A 13,197-nucleotide genomic window follows, 5' to 3' on the forward strand; every position below is an offset into this window, starting at 1 on the left:
ACGGACCGTGCCCGGCGTGCGGCAGAGCTCTCCGGGGACGGAGCGGGACTCCGCCGGTCCGGGGGCGCCGCCACCCCCGGGAACACGGACACAAGAGGAGGGCATATGCGGCCTTTCACAATGAGGAGAGAGGGAATACCGCTCCGGAGAGCCGTTCCCTGCATTTTCGGAGGACGATCGGTTAGTACCCCCCGCGCACCCGCCGAGAAACGTGGCTCCGCCTTCGCGCGAAGGCGGCCGGCCCCGTGGGGTTCCCTCTGCGGGGCGCTCCCGCCCGGGTAGGCAAAGGCCCCGTGGATCCGGGCGGACGCCCCCTTCGGGGCTTCGGCCCCCGAGCGCCCCGCCTGCTCCGGGAAGACCCCTTCCGGACCGCTCGGACACACCGGAAAAATCGCGACCCGACCCCCGGAAGCCAAAAAAGCGACCATCCTCCACCAAAGGCGCGAATTCTGTTCTCAGGTTTGGATGCGCATTTCCGGGAGGAAGGAGAAGAACCACGAAAAGCATCGAACGACCTCCCCTCCAGAAGCCCCTTTCCCACGAATAGGATGCCCGTATCCGGCGTCGAGGTCCGGAACGAAAGACACGAGTCCGGACAAGACCGGGCGGGCTCCGTGGGAGCCGCACCGCCTCCGCACCCCTCGGCCGCTTCCCGGGAACAACTCCCCCATGGACACGATCGTCTACAACGACTACGACGTCGCGGCCGACTCCTACGACCGCATGGCCAGGGACCACAACCTCACGGACCTGCTCGCCACCTGTCGGCGCGCGCTCCGGCACCACGGAACGCCCGGCCGACGCCTCCTGGACCTGGGCTGCGGCACCGGCAAGGGCTCGATCCCGCTCGCCGAGGACGGGTTCGAGGTCACAGGGGTGGATTCCTCCGCGCGCATGCTGGAGGTCGCCAGGGCCAAGCCCGGGGCCGAGCGGGTGGAGTTCGTCGTGGGCGACGCCCGTGACCTGCCCCCGCTGGGCCCCTTCGACGCTGTGCTGAGCACGGGCGCGGTACTCAACTACCTGGCCGACGAGAACGAGCTGGCGGCCGCCTTCCGCAGCACGGCCCGAGTGCTGGCGCCGGGCGGCCTGTTCGTCTTCGACATGATGGACCGGGCCGGGGCGGAGACCCTCGTCCGCGCGCCCAAGGTGTTCGAGCACGAGGACGGCATGTCGGTCTTCCGGGCCGAACGCTCTGCGTCCGCCCCGGAGGCGATCGACCTGCGCATCGACTACTTCTTCCGGGAGGAGGGGGAGGTGTGGCGGCGCACCGCGTCCGGCCACGCCCTGACGATCTTCTCCCCCGCGCGCATCGAGAGCCTGCTCGCCGGGGCCGGCCTGCGCGTGGAGGCGCACCACCTACCCGAGTCCGACGCCGCCGCCCCCGGTCGGCGGGAGCACGGACACCAGCCGGAGACCATGATGATCGTCGCCCGCAAGGGCGGTGCGTCCGCCGGCTCCCCGTCCTGACCCGCGCCCCGCCGGGACGGCCGGGCCGCGGCACACCGAAGGCCCCGGTCGGAGCGGCGCCTCCGACCAGGGCCTTCAGCGGGGGGCGCTACACCGCCTCCGACGGCCCGTAGGAGAGCACCTGGGCCCGCAGCGCAGGATCGGTCTCCAGCTCCCCGGTCAGGTGCGTGGTGAGCATGGCGGCGCCGTGCGCCTCCACGCCCCGCAGGGTCATGCAGGCGTGCCGGGAACGGATGACGCAGGCCGCCCCCCGCACGTCCAGGTTCTTGTCGAGCGCGGCCACCGTCTGCTCGCCGATCCGCTCCTGCACCTGGGGGCGGGCGGCGTACTCCTGCAGGACGCGGGCCAGCTTGGACAGTCCGACGATGCGCGCCCCAGGGGCCGGCAGGTAGGCGACCGTGGCACGGCCGGGGAACGGCAGGAGGTGGTGCTCGCACAGGGCCACGAACGGCACGTCCACGGCCGCGATGATCCCCTGGTTGGTGGACTCCGCCGGGAACAGCACGCCCAGGTGGCGGTCCGGATCCAGGCGCAGGCCGCGGGTCATCTCCGCGATCGCCCGGACGTACCGCTCGGGCGTGCGGCGCATGGACTCGCTGGTGCAGGGGATGCCGAGGGCCTCCAGCATGGCACGGGCGTGCTCGGCGGCGGTCTGTTCCGGAGAGGCGGGCAGGGGGCGGTCGGACGGTGCTGCGGTAGCGCTGGTGGTCACGGTTCCGACTCCTCGTTCGCGCTGGGGGCTCTGGACTGCTCGGGGCGGACCGCTCACGCGCTCCCGCCGCGCCACAGGGCGCTGTTCACATGGGTCTCCGTCACGCGGACGCCCTCGATCCTGGCGCCGGGCGCGTGGCCCAGCCCCACCAGGACGTCCATCGCCACCCGGCCCAGGAGCACGGCCACGGCCTCCACCGTCGGGTGGGGCAGGTTCGTCGCGAACTCCTCGGCGGGGAGCGGCTGGGGGGCGCCGAAGCGGTACAGCTTGCTGCCGTGGTCGGCCAGCACCTTGGCCAGCGGGTCGTCGACGCCGAGCATCGCCCCGTGGTCCAGGTGGGTGTCGATCCAGGAGCGCAGTTCGGCCTTGAAGGCCCCGAACTCGACCACCGTGCTGGAGTCGAGGGCCGGGGCGGCGGCCGACACCTCGACCCACCAGGAGTGGCCGTGCAGGTTCGTGCACTTGCCGCCCAGATGTGGCAGCCGGTGCGCGGTCTCGAAGTTGTGCCGCACGGTGACGCCGTGGTGGGCCGGTGCGTTCGTGGCGGCCGTGGTGTCCATCAGTGGATCCCCCGATACTTGTGGGCTTGCGGGCACGGGCTCCGGCGCGGGCGGTCCCTGCGGGACCCCGGCGCCGTCGTGGTGTCGGGCTCCGGACCGGGGCGCCCCCGGTCCGGGGCCGGGGAAGGCCGGAGAACAGGACCTCGGCCTGCCCCGGGGGCTTCTGCGGGTGCGCGGGGCCGGGTCCGCCGGTCGGCGGCGGGCGCCGGGCCGGGGGCCGGCCCGCCGTCGCGCGGTACGGGCGGGGGTCGTTGCACGGGCGGACACTCCTCGGGGTCCGGGGGCGGTTCCTGCGCCGGTCGGGTGCTGGTCCACGGGGGACCGGCCTCACCAGAGCACGGGTACGGAGGCGGGCATGATCGCCATCCGGTCGGGGTGCCACTCGACGTCCTGCGGGGGAACGGCGAGCCTCAGCCCCTCCAGGCGGGCCAGCTCGGTCAGGGCGAGCGCCCCGACCCGGCGCGTCAGCCTGGCCCCCGGGCAGTAGTGCGGGCCGTGGCCGAACCGCATGTGCGGGTTGGGGCGGCGGGACGGGTCGTAGGCGTCGGGGTCGGGGAAGGCGGCCGGATCGTGGTTGGCGGCGTCGGAGGAGACCAGCACGAGGTCCCCCGCGCGCAGCCGCCGCCCGCCCACCTCCGTGCCGTCGGTGCAGATCCGGGCCAGGGCGTTGCCCATCAGGACGCTGTAGCGCAGCAGCTCCTCGACGTGCCCCTCGACGGACCCGGGGTCGGCGCGGACCTCGGCGAGCGCGCCGGGCATCCGGGCGAGGTGGAAGGCCGCGCCGCCCAGGAAGCTGGCGAGGTCCTCGTAGCCGGCGACGAAGACGACGCCGAGCACGTTGGCGAGCTGGTGCGGCGTGAGCGCGCCGCTCCCGGTGTTCATCGCCGTGAGCCGGGGGACGAGGCCCCGACCGCCGGCGTCACCGTGCCGCCCGCGTTCGAGGAGGTGGTCGCGCAGCTGCTCCCAGTTGCGGTGGACCTCCTCGGTCGGCAGGAGCATGGTGAGATCGGTGTCGGCCCAGTGCCTGAGCCGCGGCAGGTCGCCGGTGGGCAGCCCCATCACGCGGCACATCGCCAGCCCGGCCACCCGCTCCGCGAAGTGGCGCTGGAGGTCGCCCGGCGCCCCCTGCGCCACCATCTCCGCGAGCCCCCGTCGCGCCTCGGCCCGGAGCTCCTCCTCCGGCAGGTCCGGCAGGTCGCCCAGCAGGCGCCGGGTCTCCTCCAGCAGGCCGGCCCCGTCCAGGTAGGCCATGGCGTCGAGCAGTTCGGGGGCGAAGGCCGGGACGTCCTGGACGGGGCTGCCCTCGTCGGCCACCCGGGCACGGCGGAACCGCTCCTCGCGCAGTACCCGGCGCGCCTCGGGGTAGCCGGTGACCAGCCACGCCTCGTGCCCGGCGTTGGTGGTCACGCGCGTGACGGGGCAGGTGCCGCGGAGCTCGTCGGCCAGACGGTCCCCCCGGGTGCTGAACGGATAACGCGGCGGCGACTGGTCGGTGGTGGTCACGGCGGTGGTCTCCCTCCGGTGGGCGGTCGGATCGGGTACGGGCCTCACCAGAGGACGGGCAGCCGCAGCGGGGCGCGCAGCGGCGAGTCCTCGTTCCAGGCGAGCCGCTCCGGCGGCTCGGCCGGGCGCAGGTCCGGCAGGCGGGCGAGCAGGGTCTCCAGCCCGACGCGCAGCTCCATACGGGTCAGGTGGCCGCCCGGGCAGTAGTGCGGTCCCCGGCCGAAGACCAGGTGGCGGTTGGGGGTCCGCCGGGGGTCGAACTCGTCGGCGCGCTCGAAGGCGTCGCCGTCCCGGTTGGCGGAGGCGATGATCGGCATGACCGCCTCCCCCTCGCGGACGCGCCGACCCCCGATGTCCAGGTCCTCGGTGGCGACCAGGACGACGATGGCGTTCATGAGCGGCACGTGGCGCAGCAGCTCCTCCACCGCCCCGGGGATCTCCCCGGGCCGCTCCCGCAGGCGCCGGACGAGTCCGGGGCGCTCCAGGAGCGTCACCAGCGCGGCCCCGAAGTGCTGGACGTTGGTCCTGTAGCCCGCCATGAGCATGCTGATGGTGACGCTGACCAGGTCCTCGTGCCCGAGGCCGCCCTCGCGGGCGGGGGTGGCGGCCAGCCTGCCGAGCAGGCCGTCGCCGCCCTCGCGCGCACAGGCGTCGACCAGCGCGGCGGCGTGGTCGCGCAGCGCGTCCAGGGCCGCCAGGGTCTTGCCGAGCGGGACCCGGGTGGCCTGCAGGACGGTCTCGACGTGCTCGGCGACGGCGGCGAACCCCGTGTGGTCGATGCCCAGGAACGCGCAGAGCACGCGCAGCGGGAAGGGTTCGGTGAAGCCCGCCACCAGGTCGCCCGGCGGCCCCTGCCGTACCAGGTCGGCGACCAGGTCCTCGGCCAGGGACCGGACCCGGGGTTCGATGTCCTGGAGGCGGCGGGGTGCGAAGGCGGGCGCGACCGCGCCGCGCACCCGGGCGTGGTCGGCGCCGTTCAGCTCCAGCAGGGTCAGGACCCGGCGGGGCCACTGCTCCCCCTCCCTCGGCGGCCACGTCGCGATGACGGGGCGTACGAGCCGGGGGTCGGCGAGCACCCGGCGCACGTCGTCGTGCCGGCTGACCAGCCAGACCGGATCGCCCTCGGGGAGCCGCGCGCGGGTCACCGGGCCGTCGGCGCGCAGGGCGGCGTAGGCGCAGGGGGAACCGGGGGAGCCGGGTTCCGCCTCGGGGACCGGTGGCAGGGCCTCCCTCGGGCCGGCGGTGCCGTCCATCACGCCCTCCCCCGTGCCGTGAGCCGGCGGTCGGCCCCGACCGCGGCGGCGGGCCCGGGCCTTCGCATGAACCCGCAGTCGAAGAGGTGGTCCAGGTAGTGGTCGATGAGGGCGTCGTCGACCGGTGGGCAGACCAGTCCCGCCTCGGCCGTGGCCGCCTCGGCGTTGGTCCGGTCCAGTCGCGGGAAGACCCCCTCCAGGTACAGCTCCTTGACCGACAGGTCGGTGCCCCGTCCCCGGTCCACGCACAGCGAGACGAAGGGCGCGGTGGGGCTGGTGGGGTCCTCCGCGACGTGGCGCACCAGCTCGGCGACCCACTCCGCGTAGGGCAGGGTCGCGATCGCGCACCCGGCGGCGCGCATGCGCCGCACGACGTCGGCCAGGCGGCCCGGCGCCGGGTTGGTGAGGTGGTAGGTCCCGCGCGCCGGGGAGGGGCCCGTGGCCACGTGCACGATGGTGTCGGCCAGGTGGTCGACCGGCACGAAGTCCATCGGCAGGTCGATGTCGGGCGCCGTGCCGGTCTCGGCGATCATCTTGAACATCGAGCAGATCGCGGTCTCGGTGTTGCAGATCCCGCCGCGCCGGTCCCCGGTGATCTCGTAGGGGCGGTAGACGGTCACCGGCAGCCCCGCCCCGGCCGCGTCGCGCAGCACCTGCTCGGCCACCCACTTGCTCTCGGCGTAGCCCAGGGTGAGGCGTTCGGCGTGGGCCAGGGGCGTCTCCTCGCCCACCAGGCCCACACCCGCGCTGCCGAAACCGGCCAGGACGGCGATCGTGGACAGGAAGTGGACGGGGACGCGGCGCGGCGCGGCCAGCCGCACGATCCGGCGGGTGCCCTCGACGTTGGCCGACCGCAGGGCCGAGTAGGGGTAGATGAAGTTGACCTGGGCGCCGGAGTGCACGATCAGGTCGAGGCGGTCGGCCAGGTCCGCCGCGTGGTCGGGGGCCAGCCCGAGCCGGTCGGCCTCCAGCTCGGCGGGGAAGCAGACGAGGCGTTCCTCGTGGTCGCGTGCCGGCAGCCCGTAGCGGGCGAGGTTGGCGAGCACCCTGCGGCGGGCGTGCCGGGGGTCGCGGGCACGGACGGGGCAGTGCACCCGTGCGCCGGTGCTCGAGAGGAACCGGTCGACCAGGTAGGCGCCGACGAAACCGGTGGCCCCGGTGACCAGCACGTCCGCGGGGTCGCGCGGGGCGGGGGCCGGACCGCGCCGGGCGGGCAGCGCGAAGCCGAGGCGCCCCTCGGCGCCGAAGTCCGTGGCCTCCCCGGGCTCCCGTGCGGCGGTGGCGCCGGCACGGGCGCGCCGGACGGCCTCGGTGAACTCCTCCACCGTCGGCCCCCCGATCAAGGAGCGGATGAGGGTGCTGCCGTGCTCCGCGCCGATGCCGAGCAGAGCGCGGGTGCGGTTGACCGCCTCGGCCGCCAGCAGCGAGTCGCCGCCGATGCGGAAGAAGTCGTCCCCCGGGCGGGGCGTCACCCCCAGCGTCGCCCGCCAGGCCGCGGCGACGCCGTCCCGCAGCGACCGGTCGCCGCCCTCCTTCCCGGGGGGCGCGGGCTCGCACGGTTCGGGGGCCGCGGACCGCTCCGCGAGGGCGGACCGCTCGGCGAGCCGGGCCCGGTCGACCTTGCCCGCCGCGGAGACGGGGAAGGACTCCCACCGGTGGAACACGCGGGGGACGGCCGCGGGGGGCAGCCAGGCCGCGCAGAAGCCCCGCAGGTCGGCGACGTCGACGCCGCGCCCGGGATCGGCGGGGGTGACGTGGGCGGTCAGGCGCGCGGCGCCGGCCTCCACCACGGCCTCGGCGACGTCGGGGTGTTCGCGCAGGCGCGCCTCGACCTCGTCGGGTTCGATCCTCTGCCCCCGGATCTTGAGCTGGCGGTCGATCCGCCCCCGGTACTCCAGGGCGCCGTCCGGGCCCAGGAGCACCCGGTCGCCGGTCCGGTAGAGGCGTTCCCCGCTCCCGTCGGGCGCCGCCACGAAGCGCTCGGCGGTCAGGTCTGCGTCGCCCAGGTAGCCCAGCGCGAGGCCGGCGCCGCCGACGAGCAGCTCGCCCTCCTCCCCGGCCGGGGCGGTGGTCCCGTCGGCGCGCACGACGCAGCAGGTGGAGTTGGCGATCGGGCGGCCGATGGGCACCGAGCGCGCCCCGTCCGCGAGTCCGCGGACCTTGTGGAACGTGGACACCACCGTGTTCTCGGTGGGGCCGTAGAAGTTGACGACCTCGGTGTCCGGGCAGGCGCGCAGCACGGCCCGGGCCAGGTCCGGGTCCATGGCCTCTCCCCCGGCCGACACGAAGTCGAGGCCGCGGAACGCCCCGGGGTCCGTCCGGGCGACGTGGTGGAAGACGCTCGTGGTGAGGTAGGCGATGTCGACGGCGTCCTCGCACAGCCGCCGGTGCAGCGCCTCGGGGGAGACCAGTTCCTCCCGATCGGCGATGACCAGGCAGGCGCCGCCCGCCAGAGCCGACCAGATCTCGATGGTCGAGGCGTCCGAGGACAGGCCGTAGCCGTGCAGGACCCGGTCCCCCGGTCCGGGCCGGGGCAGGCGGGGGTCGGACACCGCCAGACGTACGACCCCCCGGTGCGGCACCGCGACCGGCTTGGGCCGGCCGGTGGAGCCCGAGGTGAACATGACGTAGGCGCAGTCGTCGGCCGTGGCGCCCGTCGGAGGGAGCGGTCCGGCCGCCGCGGGCCCGGCGTCGGCCTCGATCCCGACCCGCGCGGCGAGGCGCCGCACCCGGCACACCGCCCCCGGGAGGACCACCGCGACGCGCACGCCGGCGTCCTCCGCCATCGCGTTGAGGCGGGCGGGCGGGTGGTCCTGGTCCAGCGGCACGTAGGCGCAGCCCGCGCGCAGGACCCCGAGGAAGGCGACGAGCGCCTCGGGGGACCGGCGCCCGCAGACGCCGACCGCGTCGCCGGGACGCGCCCCGGCGGCCAGCAGGCCGGCGGCCACGTCCCGGGAGCGCCGGGCCAGCTCCCCGTAGGTGAGTTCGCGCCCCCTGTGGCGGACGGCGGGGGCGCCCGGCTGTCTGGCCGCCCAGGTGGCGAAGATGTCGTGCAGGAGCGCGTCGCGGAGGTGGTCGGTGACGGGACCTCGCAGCTCCGCCTCGGAGGGGGCGTGCGTTGCCGGACTCTTCGTCACGAGGGGTTCCTCTCGTCGAGTCGAGGTCGTGCCGGCGTCAGGTGAACACCGACGCGGCGAACGAGGAGAAGTCGGCCGTCCGCCAGCGCTCGGGGCGCATGCGGAAGGTGACGTCGTCGTCGAGTTGGCCGGAGGTCGCGGCCAGGTAGTCCCCTGCCTCCCGCGCGCCCAGGTAGCGGACCGCGATGGCGCGGCGCTCGTCCGGGTCGGCGGGGTCGGCGACGGCCACGACCGGCCCCTCCACGCTGACGTAGCGGTAGGGGGGCTCCTCCTGCTGCGCGCACAGGCTGAACCTGCCCGCGGCGCCGATGAGACGCGCCTTGACGGAGTCGCGTCCGGTCTGCACGACCACGTCGCCGCCGGGTGCGTAGAAGTACCAGACCGGGACGACCAGCGGGGCGCCGCCCGCACGGGGGTCGTCGACGCCGAGGACGCCCACGTGGACTCCGGCGAGGAACTCCTCGCGTTCGGCTCGGGTCATGGCAGGGAGCATGGGCGGCCTCTCGAATACTGCGGGGCTTTCGGGGGCGGGGAGGACACGGCGTCGCCGGTGGTGTCCGCGTGCGCCCTGATCATTGCCGGGGACGCTCCGACGGCAAACAGAAACCGGAGCTTTACGCCTTGCGCACAGCGGAGATGGGTGCTTTTGCAGGCATCTGCGACCCGGGGTGGAGGTGCATTGAGGACGAACGATTACGGACCCGGCCACCAGTCCGAATCGGCGCGGATCACGTCGCCGCGCAGGTGCTCGGACATCTGTTCACCGAACGACCATGCCTCGTCCCCCTGGAGATTTCCGCAGCCCTCGCGAGTACGTGGTCGTCCGCCCGACGACCCGCGGTCGGCGGAGCCCGCTCCGCCCGCCTACTCCGACCAGCAGGACACAGAAAACCGACACAAAACCCCATTAGGACTCAAAATGGAATCAAGTGCCAATGTGGGAAAAAGGTCCCATACCACCCACATCAACCACACTTCACCCTGGACACCGACACCCCGAACGGGGACGACGCCGCATCCCGCCCCACTTTCACCCGGATCGACCTGGCATTTCACCCGACAACACACAGCGACCACGCGCACACGTTGATTGTGCGAGTATTTTCGCACTATGATCGTGCGACAAAGCTCGAACGATTAACGAAGGAGGTGGTGACCATGGCTGCGGTGCGTACATATGTCCATCCCGAGGTGGACGAGATCTCGATGCCGCGCGTCCTGTTCGCGCTGAGCGAGCCCCTGCGCCTGGAGATGGTGCGCAAACTCGCCGAGGAGGGCGAGGTGGACAGCATCGAACTCGGCCCCGACCTGCCGCGATCGACCCTGACCCACCACACCAGCCTGTTGCGTGAATCCGGCGTGGCCTTCGTGCGGGCCGAAGGACGCAAATGCATGATCAGCCTGCGCCGGGAGGACCTGGACACCCGCTTTCCCGGACTGGTCGGCATCGTCCTGGCCGGCCAGGAGCCCGCGGGTGCCGACGAGCACGACAACGGGACACCCCGAGGAGCGAACCGGTGATCCGCCGCCTCTGGCCGCTGGTGGCCGCTGCCATCTCACTCGGGATCGACGCCTACGTGCTCGCCGGGGTCCTACCCCAGATCGCCGACTCCCTCACCGTGTCGGTGGCGGCCATCGGACTGGGGGTCACGGCCTTCACCGGCGCCTATGCCTTCGCGGGTCCGCTGCTGTCGGGGCCACTCGTCGCGGGCTCCACGAAGCGAGCGCTGGCCGTCTCCCTCGGCCTGTTCAACCTCGGCAACCTCATCACCGCCCTGGCCCCCGACATCGTGTTCTTCCTCGGATCACGCGTGCTGGCCGGTATCGGCGCCGGCATCCTGACCGCGGTGGCGACAGCCACGGCCGCCGCCATGGTGGACGACCACGAACGCGGGCGCGCCATGGCGCTGGTCACCTTCGGCCTGTCGACGGGGACGGTGGCGGGGGTTCCCGTCGGCATGCTCATCGGCCAGTGGGCGGGGTGGCGCTGGACCATGGGCCTGGTCGTGGTGATCGGTATCGTCAGCATGATCGCGCTCCTGGCCCGCCGGGAACCGTACCCGACCATCGCGGTCGTCAAGGTCGGGGAGAACCTGCGCCTGCTCACGGCTCCCGCGATCGCCACAGGCGTGGCCCTGGCCTTCCTCCTGGGAGTGGCGAGCCTGGGCCTGTACACCTATCTCGTCCCCATGGCCGACGCCCGGGGCCTGTCCTCCTGGGCGTTCGCCCTGGTATGGGCATGGGGCATCGGAGGCGTGGCCGGTTCCGCCCTGATCGGCAGGCCCCTGGACGCCCTGGGCTCCCGGCGGCTGTTCCCCGCGACAGTGGCAGCCCTGGCTCTCGCACTGGGCGCCCTGGCCCTCCTGGACAACGTCGCCGTCTGGATGATCGCAGTCGCGCTGTGGGGCGCGGCCGGTTGGGCCAGTGTGCCCGTCCTGCAGCACCTCCTCGTCCAGAACCGCCGGCAACAGGCCATGGCGATCATCGCATTCCAGATGGCCGCCATGTACCTGGGTTCCGCGGTCGGCGCCGCACTGGGCGGACTGCTGCTGGACAACGGCGCCTCCGCCGGGGGGTTGCCGGCCTGGGCGGTGGGGGTGGGCCTCCTGACCCTCGCGCTCACCCTGCCCGCGGCACGCATCGGAGCGGGCGCCGCGTCGGAGCGGGAGCAGGTCGACCGCACCCGCCCGTGAGTGACGGTCGGCCCCGGGGCGGGCCCCGTCCCCGATCGCGGCCCGCCCCCGCCGACCCTGCGCCCGGGCGCCCCGCCCGCATCCGGGTAATAATTTCACGACCGGCAATGGAGCCGCCCCCGGGAAAGTATTCAACAGACAACCCGACAAGGAGCCCGAGAAGAAACCTCCGCCTTCAGGAAAACGTCGGGTGAAATATTACGCCAGTCACACGAGCAACAGACACCACCGGGACAACTCTCTTCACTTCGTGACGGAAGGAAGGTTTCCGGAGGCGGACAGGGGCAAACAAAGGGCTTCTGTATATACTGCTCACCATGAGCGTCGAGTTGCACCACTTGCGAGCTTTCCTTGTCATGGCCGATGAGAAAAACTTCACCAGGGCCGCGAGGCGGATGAACGTCTCCCAGTCGACCCTCAGCCGCAATATTCAACGCCTGGAGGAGTTGCTCGGCCGTCGCCTGTTGGAGCGGACAACACGCAAAGTGAACCTCACACAAGCAGGGGAAGGCCTTTACGGCAAGCTCAGGACCCTTCTGCCCCGCCTGGAGGAGGCCCTCCTCCTCGAACAGGGGAGCGACTCGTTCCACGTGGGCTTCTCCTGGGGCCTGCCCACAGGGTGGCCCCAGGAGGTGTTCGTCAGCTTCGAGGAGCAGACCGGGGCCTCGGTGCATGTCCATCGAAACGATTCACAACTCGCCGGGGTCGACCACGGCGACGTCGATATCGCCATTCTGCGTGGAATCGTAGACGCCCCAGACATGGAAGTGGTAACAATATTAAGAGAACAGCAGATAGCTGCTGTGTCGATCCGGTCGGACCTGTCGTTCCAAGAAGAGATGAGCTGGACAGAAATCGCCGACCACGACATCGTGGTGGACAAGGTGAGCGGAACGACTAGTCTGGATGATTGGCCGACCGAGAAACGGCCACGCGTGTCGAAGTTCTGCAGAAATTTCGATGAATGGCTCGTGGCCGTGGCGTCCAACAAGGGCGTCGGAGTGGCCCCCGAAATCGTCGGGCGTCAGAACATCAATTCCTGCGTGTCCTTCATCCCCATCAAGGACGCCCCGAGCGTCCCCCTCAGCCTCGTCTATCCGAAATACGGGCACCATCCCCTGGTGCAGTGTTTCGTCGCCATGGCACGGACCGCCGTCGGCGCGGACCGGGAGGAGAGCGCCCCGAGGCTCAGGCCGGCGGAGCCGTGTGTGTCGGGTCTCTAGAACGTCCTGTTCCCCGACAGGTGACGGCCTGTTCCACGGGCCGAACCGGCGCTCACCGTCAGGTCTGTCTGCCGGTCCGTCACTCCCGCCGGTCCTTCCTGGAAGCCCTCGCGCGGATCTCGTAGCGCAATCCAGCAGGATTCCCCCACGCCTCGCCGGGGGCGGCTCGCCCCGGCGGCGCTCGGGCGTGCCTGGAGCGTCCGTCCGCCCGCCGCCCCGGCGGCGGCTGCGGGCACCGGAACCCTCTGCGGCGGGGACGGCCCGCTTCCCCGGCCGTCGAGTGCTTCCCCCACGCCTGTTCGACAGGGCTCGGACGCACCCGGTCCGCAAGCCGGTAGCACACCCTGACCCGGGCCGTACCGGAACGGTCTGCGGAACGCGCGCCGGACGTAGGCGCCGGCCCCGCGGCGGGGGCTCCGCGAGCGTTGGCCGGCTGCGCGGTCCGCGCTCCGGGGCGGGGTGTTCGAGTACGGGGGGCCCTGCCTCCTGGAGACCCCGGGGCCCCGCCCGCCCGAACGTGCTGCAACGCGCCCCCGGCCCGGGCCGGGGGCGCATCCCGCCCCGGAGTCAGCGGGGGAAGGCGAGGACTCGTGCGCAGGAGGGCCGCTCCCCTGGTCGGGCCCGCCCCGGAACGGCTGGAGCCGATGCG

Annotated in this window: 10 protein-coding genes; 4 read left to right on the forward strand and 6 right to left on the reverse strand. The window is 72.9% G+C overall.

The features are described 5' to 3' along the window. The first annotated feature begins 669 nt into the window (after nt 1–669). Complete coding sequence (locus tag ACIRPH_RS10850; protein ID WP_402912329.1) at nt 670–1,467, forward strand: class I SAM-dependent DNA methyltransferase; 798 nt, start codon at nt 670–672, stop codon at nt 1,465–1,467. A gap of 88 nt (nt 1,468–1,555) precedes the next feature. Here the strand turns inward: ACIRPH_RS10850 and folE are convergent, their stop codons facing one another. The 6 genes from folE to ACIRPH_RS10880 all read right to left on the reverse strand — a co-directional run bounded on the left by folE (nt 1,556) and on the right by ACIRPH_RS10880 (nt 9,113). Next, complete coding sequence (gene folE, locus ACIRPH_RS10855; RefSeq protein ID WP_330158164.1) at nt 1,556–2,179, reverse strand: GTP cyclohydrolase I; 624 nt, start codon at nt 2,177–2,179, stop codon at nt 1,556–1,558. A gap of 53 nt (nt 2,180–2,232) precedes the next feature. Then, a complete protein-coding gene (locus ACIRPH_RS10860) occupies nt 2,233–2,739 on the reverse strand; it encodes a 6-pyruvoyl trahydropterin synthase family protein (protein ID WP_402912334.1) in 507 nt (168 codons plus the stop codon). Between the two features lie 327 nt (nt 2,740–3,066). Further along, nucleotides 3,067–4,242: a cytochrome P450 gene (locus ACIRPH_RS10865; RefSeq protein WP_402912337.1), complete on the reverse strand. Its 1,176-nt coding sequence runs from the start codon at nt 4,240–4,242 to the stop codon at nt 3,067–3,069. A gap of 44 nt (nt 4,243–4,286) precedes the next feature. Continuing rightward, nucleotides 4,287–5,495, reverse strand: a complete 1,209-nt coding sequence (locus ACIRPH_RS10870) for a cytochrome P450 (protein WP_402912340.1) — start codon at nt 5,493–5,495, stop codon at nt 4,287–4,289. Beyond that, complete coding sequence (locus ACIRPH_RS10875; protein WP_402912343.1) at nt 5,495–8,632, reverse strand: amino acid adenylation domain-containing protein; 3,138 nt, start codon at nt 8,630–8,632, stop codon at nt 5,495–5,497. The genes ACIRPH_RS10870 and ACIRPH_RS10875 overlap by 1 nt, the downstream gene beginning before the upstream one ends. A 37-nt stretch (nt 8,633–8,669) precedes the next feature. Next, nucleotides 8,670–9,113, reverse strand: coding sequence for a pyridoxamine 5'-phosphate oxidase family protein (locus ACIRPH_RS10880; protein ID WP_402912346.1), 444 nt, complete (start codon nt 9,111–9,113; stop codon nt 8,670–8,672). Nucleotides 9,114–9,790: 677 nt separating this feature from the next. Between ACIRPH_RS10880 and ACIRPH_RS10885 the strand changes: the two genes are divergently transcribed. The 3 genes from ACIRPH_RS10885 (at nt 9,791) to ACIRPH_RS10895 (ending at nt 12,548) form a co-directional block, all read left to right on the forward strand. After that, nucleotides 9,791–10,153 carry an ArsR/SmtB family transcription factor gene (locus tag ACIRPH_RS10885; protein WP_402912349.1) on the forward strand — a complete coding sequence of 121 codons (363 nt, stop codon included), beginning with the start codon at nt 9,791–9,793 and terminating at the stop codon, nt 10,151–10,153. Then, entirely contained in the window at nt 10,150–11,325 is a 1,176-nt protein-coding gene (locus ACIRPH_RS10890; protein WP_402912352.1) for an MFS transporter, read from the forward strand. The genes ACIRPH_RS10885 and ACIRPH_RS10890 overlap by 4 nt, the downstream gene beginning before the upstream one ends. Before the next feature lie 317 nt (nt 11,326–11,642). Next, the gene (locus ACIRPH_RS10895; RefSeq protein WP_402912354.1) at nt 11,643–12,548 is read left to right on the forward strand and encodes a LysR family transcriptional regulator; all 906 of its coding nucleotides are present in this window, start codon (nt 11,643–11,645) and stop codon (nt 12,546–12,548) included. Nucleotides 12,549–13,197: the final 649 nt, after the last annotated feature.

The sequence above is a fragment of the Nocardiopsis sp. NPDC101807 genome (assembly GCF_044766605.1).
Classification (GTDB): Bacteria; Actinomycetota; Actinomycetes; order Streptosporangiales; family Streptosporangiaceae; genus Nocardiopsis; species Nocardiopsis tropica.

Excerpts from the sequence above, each read along its gene's own strand:
- ACIRPH_RS10860 (WP_402912334.1), bottom strand. The coding sequence starts at position 2,739 with ATGGACACCACGGCCGCCACGAACGCACCGGCCCACCACGGCGTCACC.
- ACIRPH_RS10850 (WP_402912329.1), top strand. The coding sequence starts at position 670 with ATGGACACGATCGTCTACAACGACTACGACGTCGCGGCCGACTCCTAC.
- ACIRPH_RS10895 (WP_402912354.1), top strand. The coding sequence starts at position 11,643 with ATGAGCGTCGAGTTGCACCACTTGCGAGCTTTCCTTGTCATGGCCGAT.
- ACIRPH_RS10870 (WP_402912340.1), bottom strand. The coding sequence starts at position 5,495 with ATGGACGGCACCGCCGGCCCGAGGGAGGCCCTGCCACCGGTCCCCGAG.
- ACIRPH_RS10885 (WP_402912349.1), top strand. The coding sequence starts at position 9,791 with ATGGCTGCGGTGCGTACATATGTCCATCCCGAGGTGGACGAGATCTCG.
- ACIRPH_RS10880 (WP_402912346.1), bottom strand. The coding sequence starts at position 9,113 with ATGACCCGAGCCGAACGCGAGGAGTTCCTCGCCGGAGTCCACGTGGGC.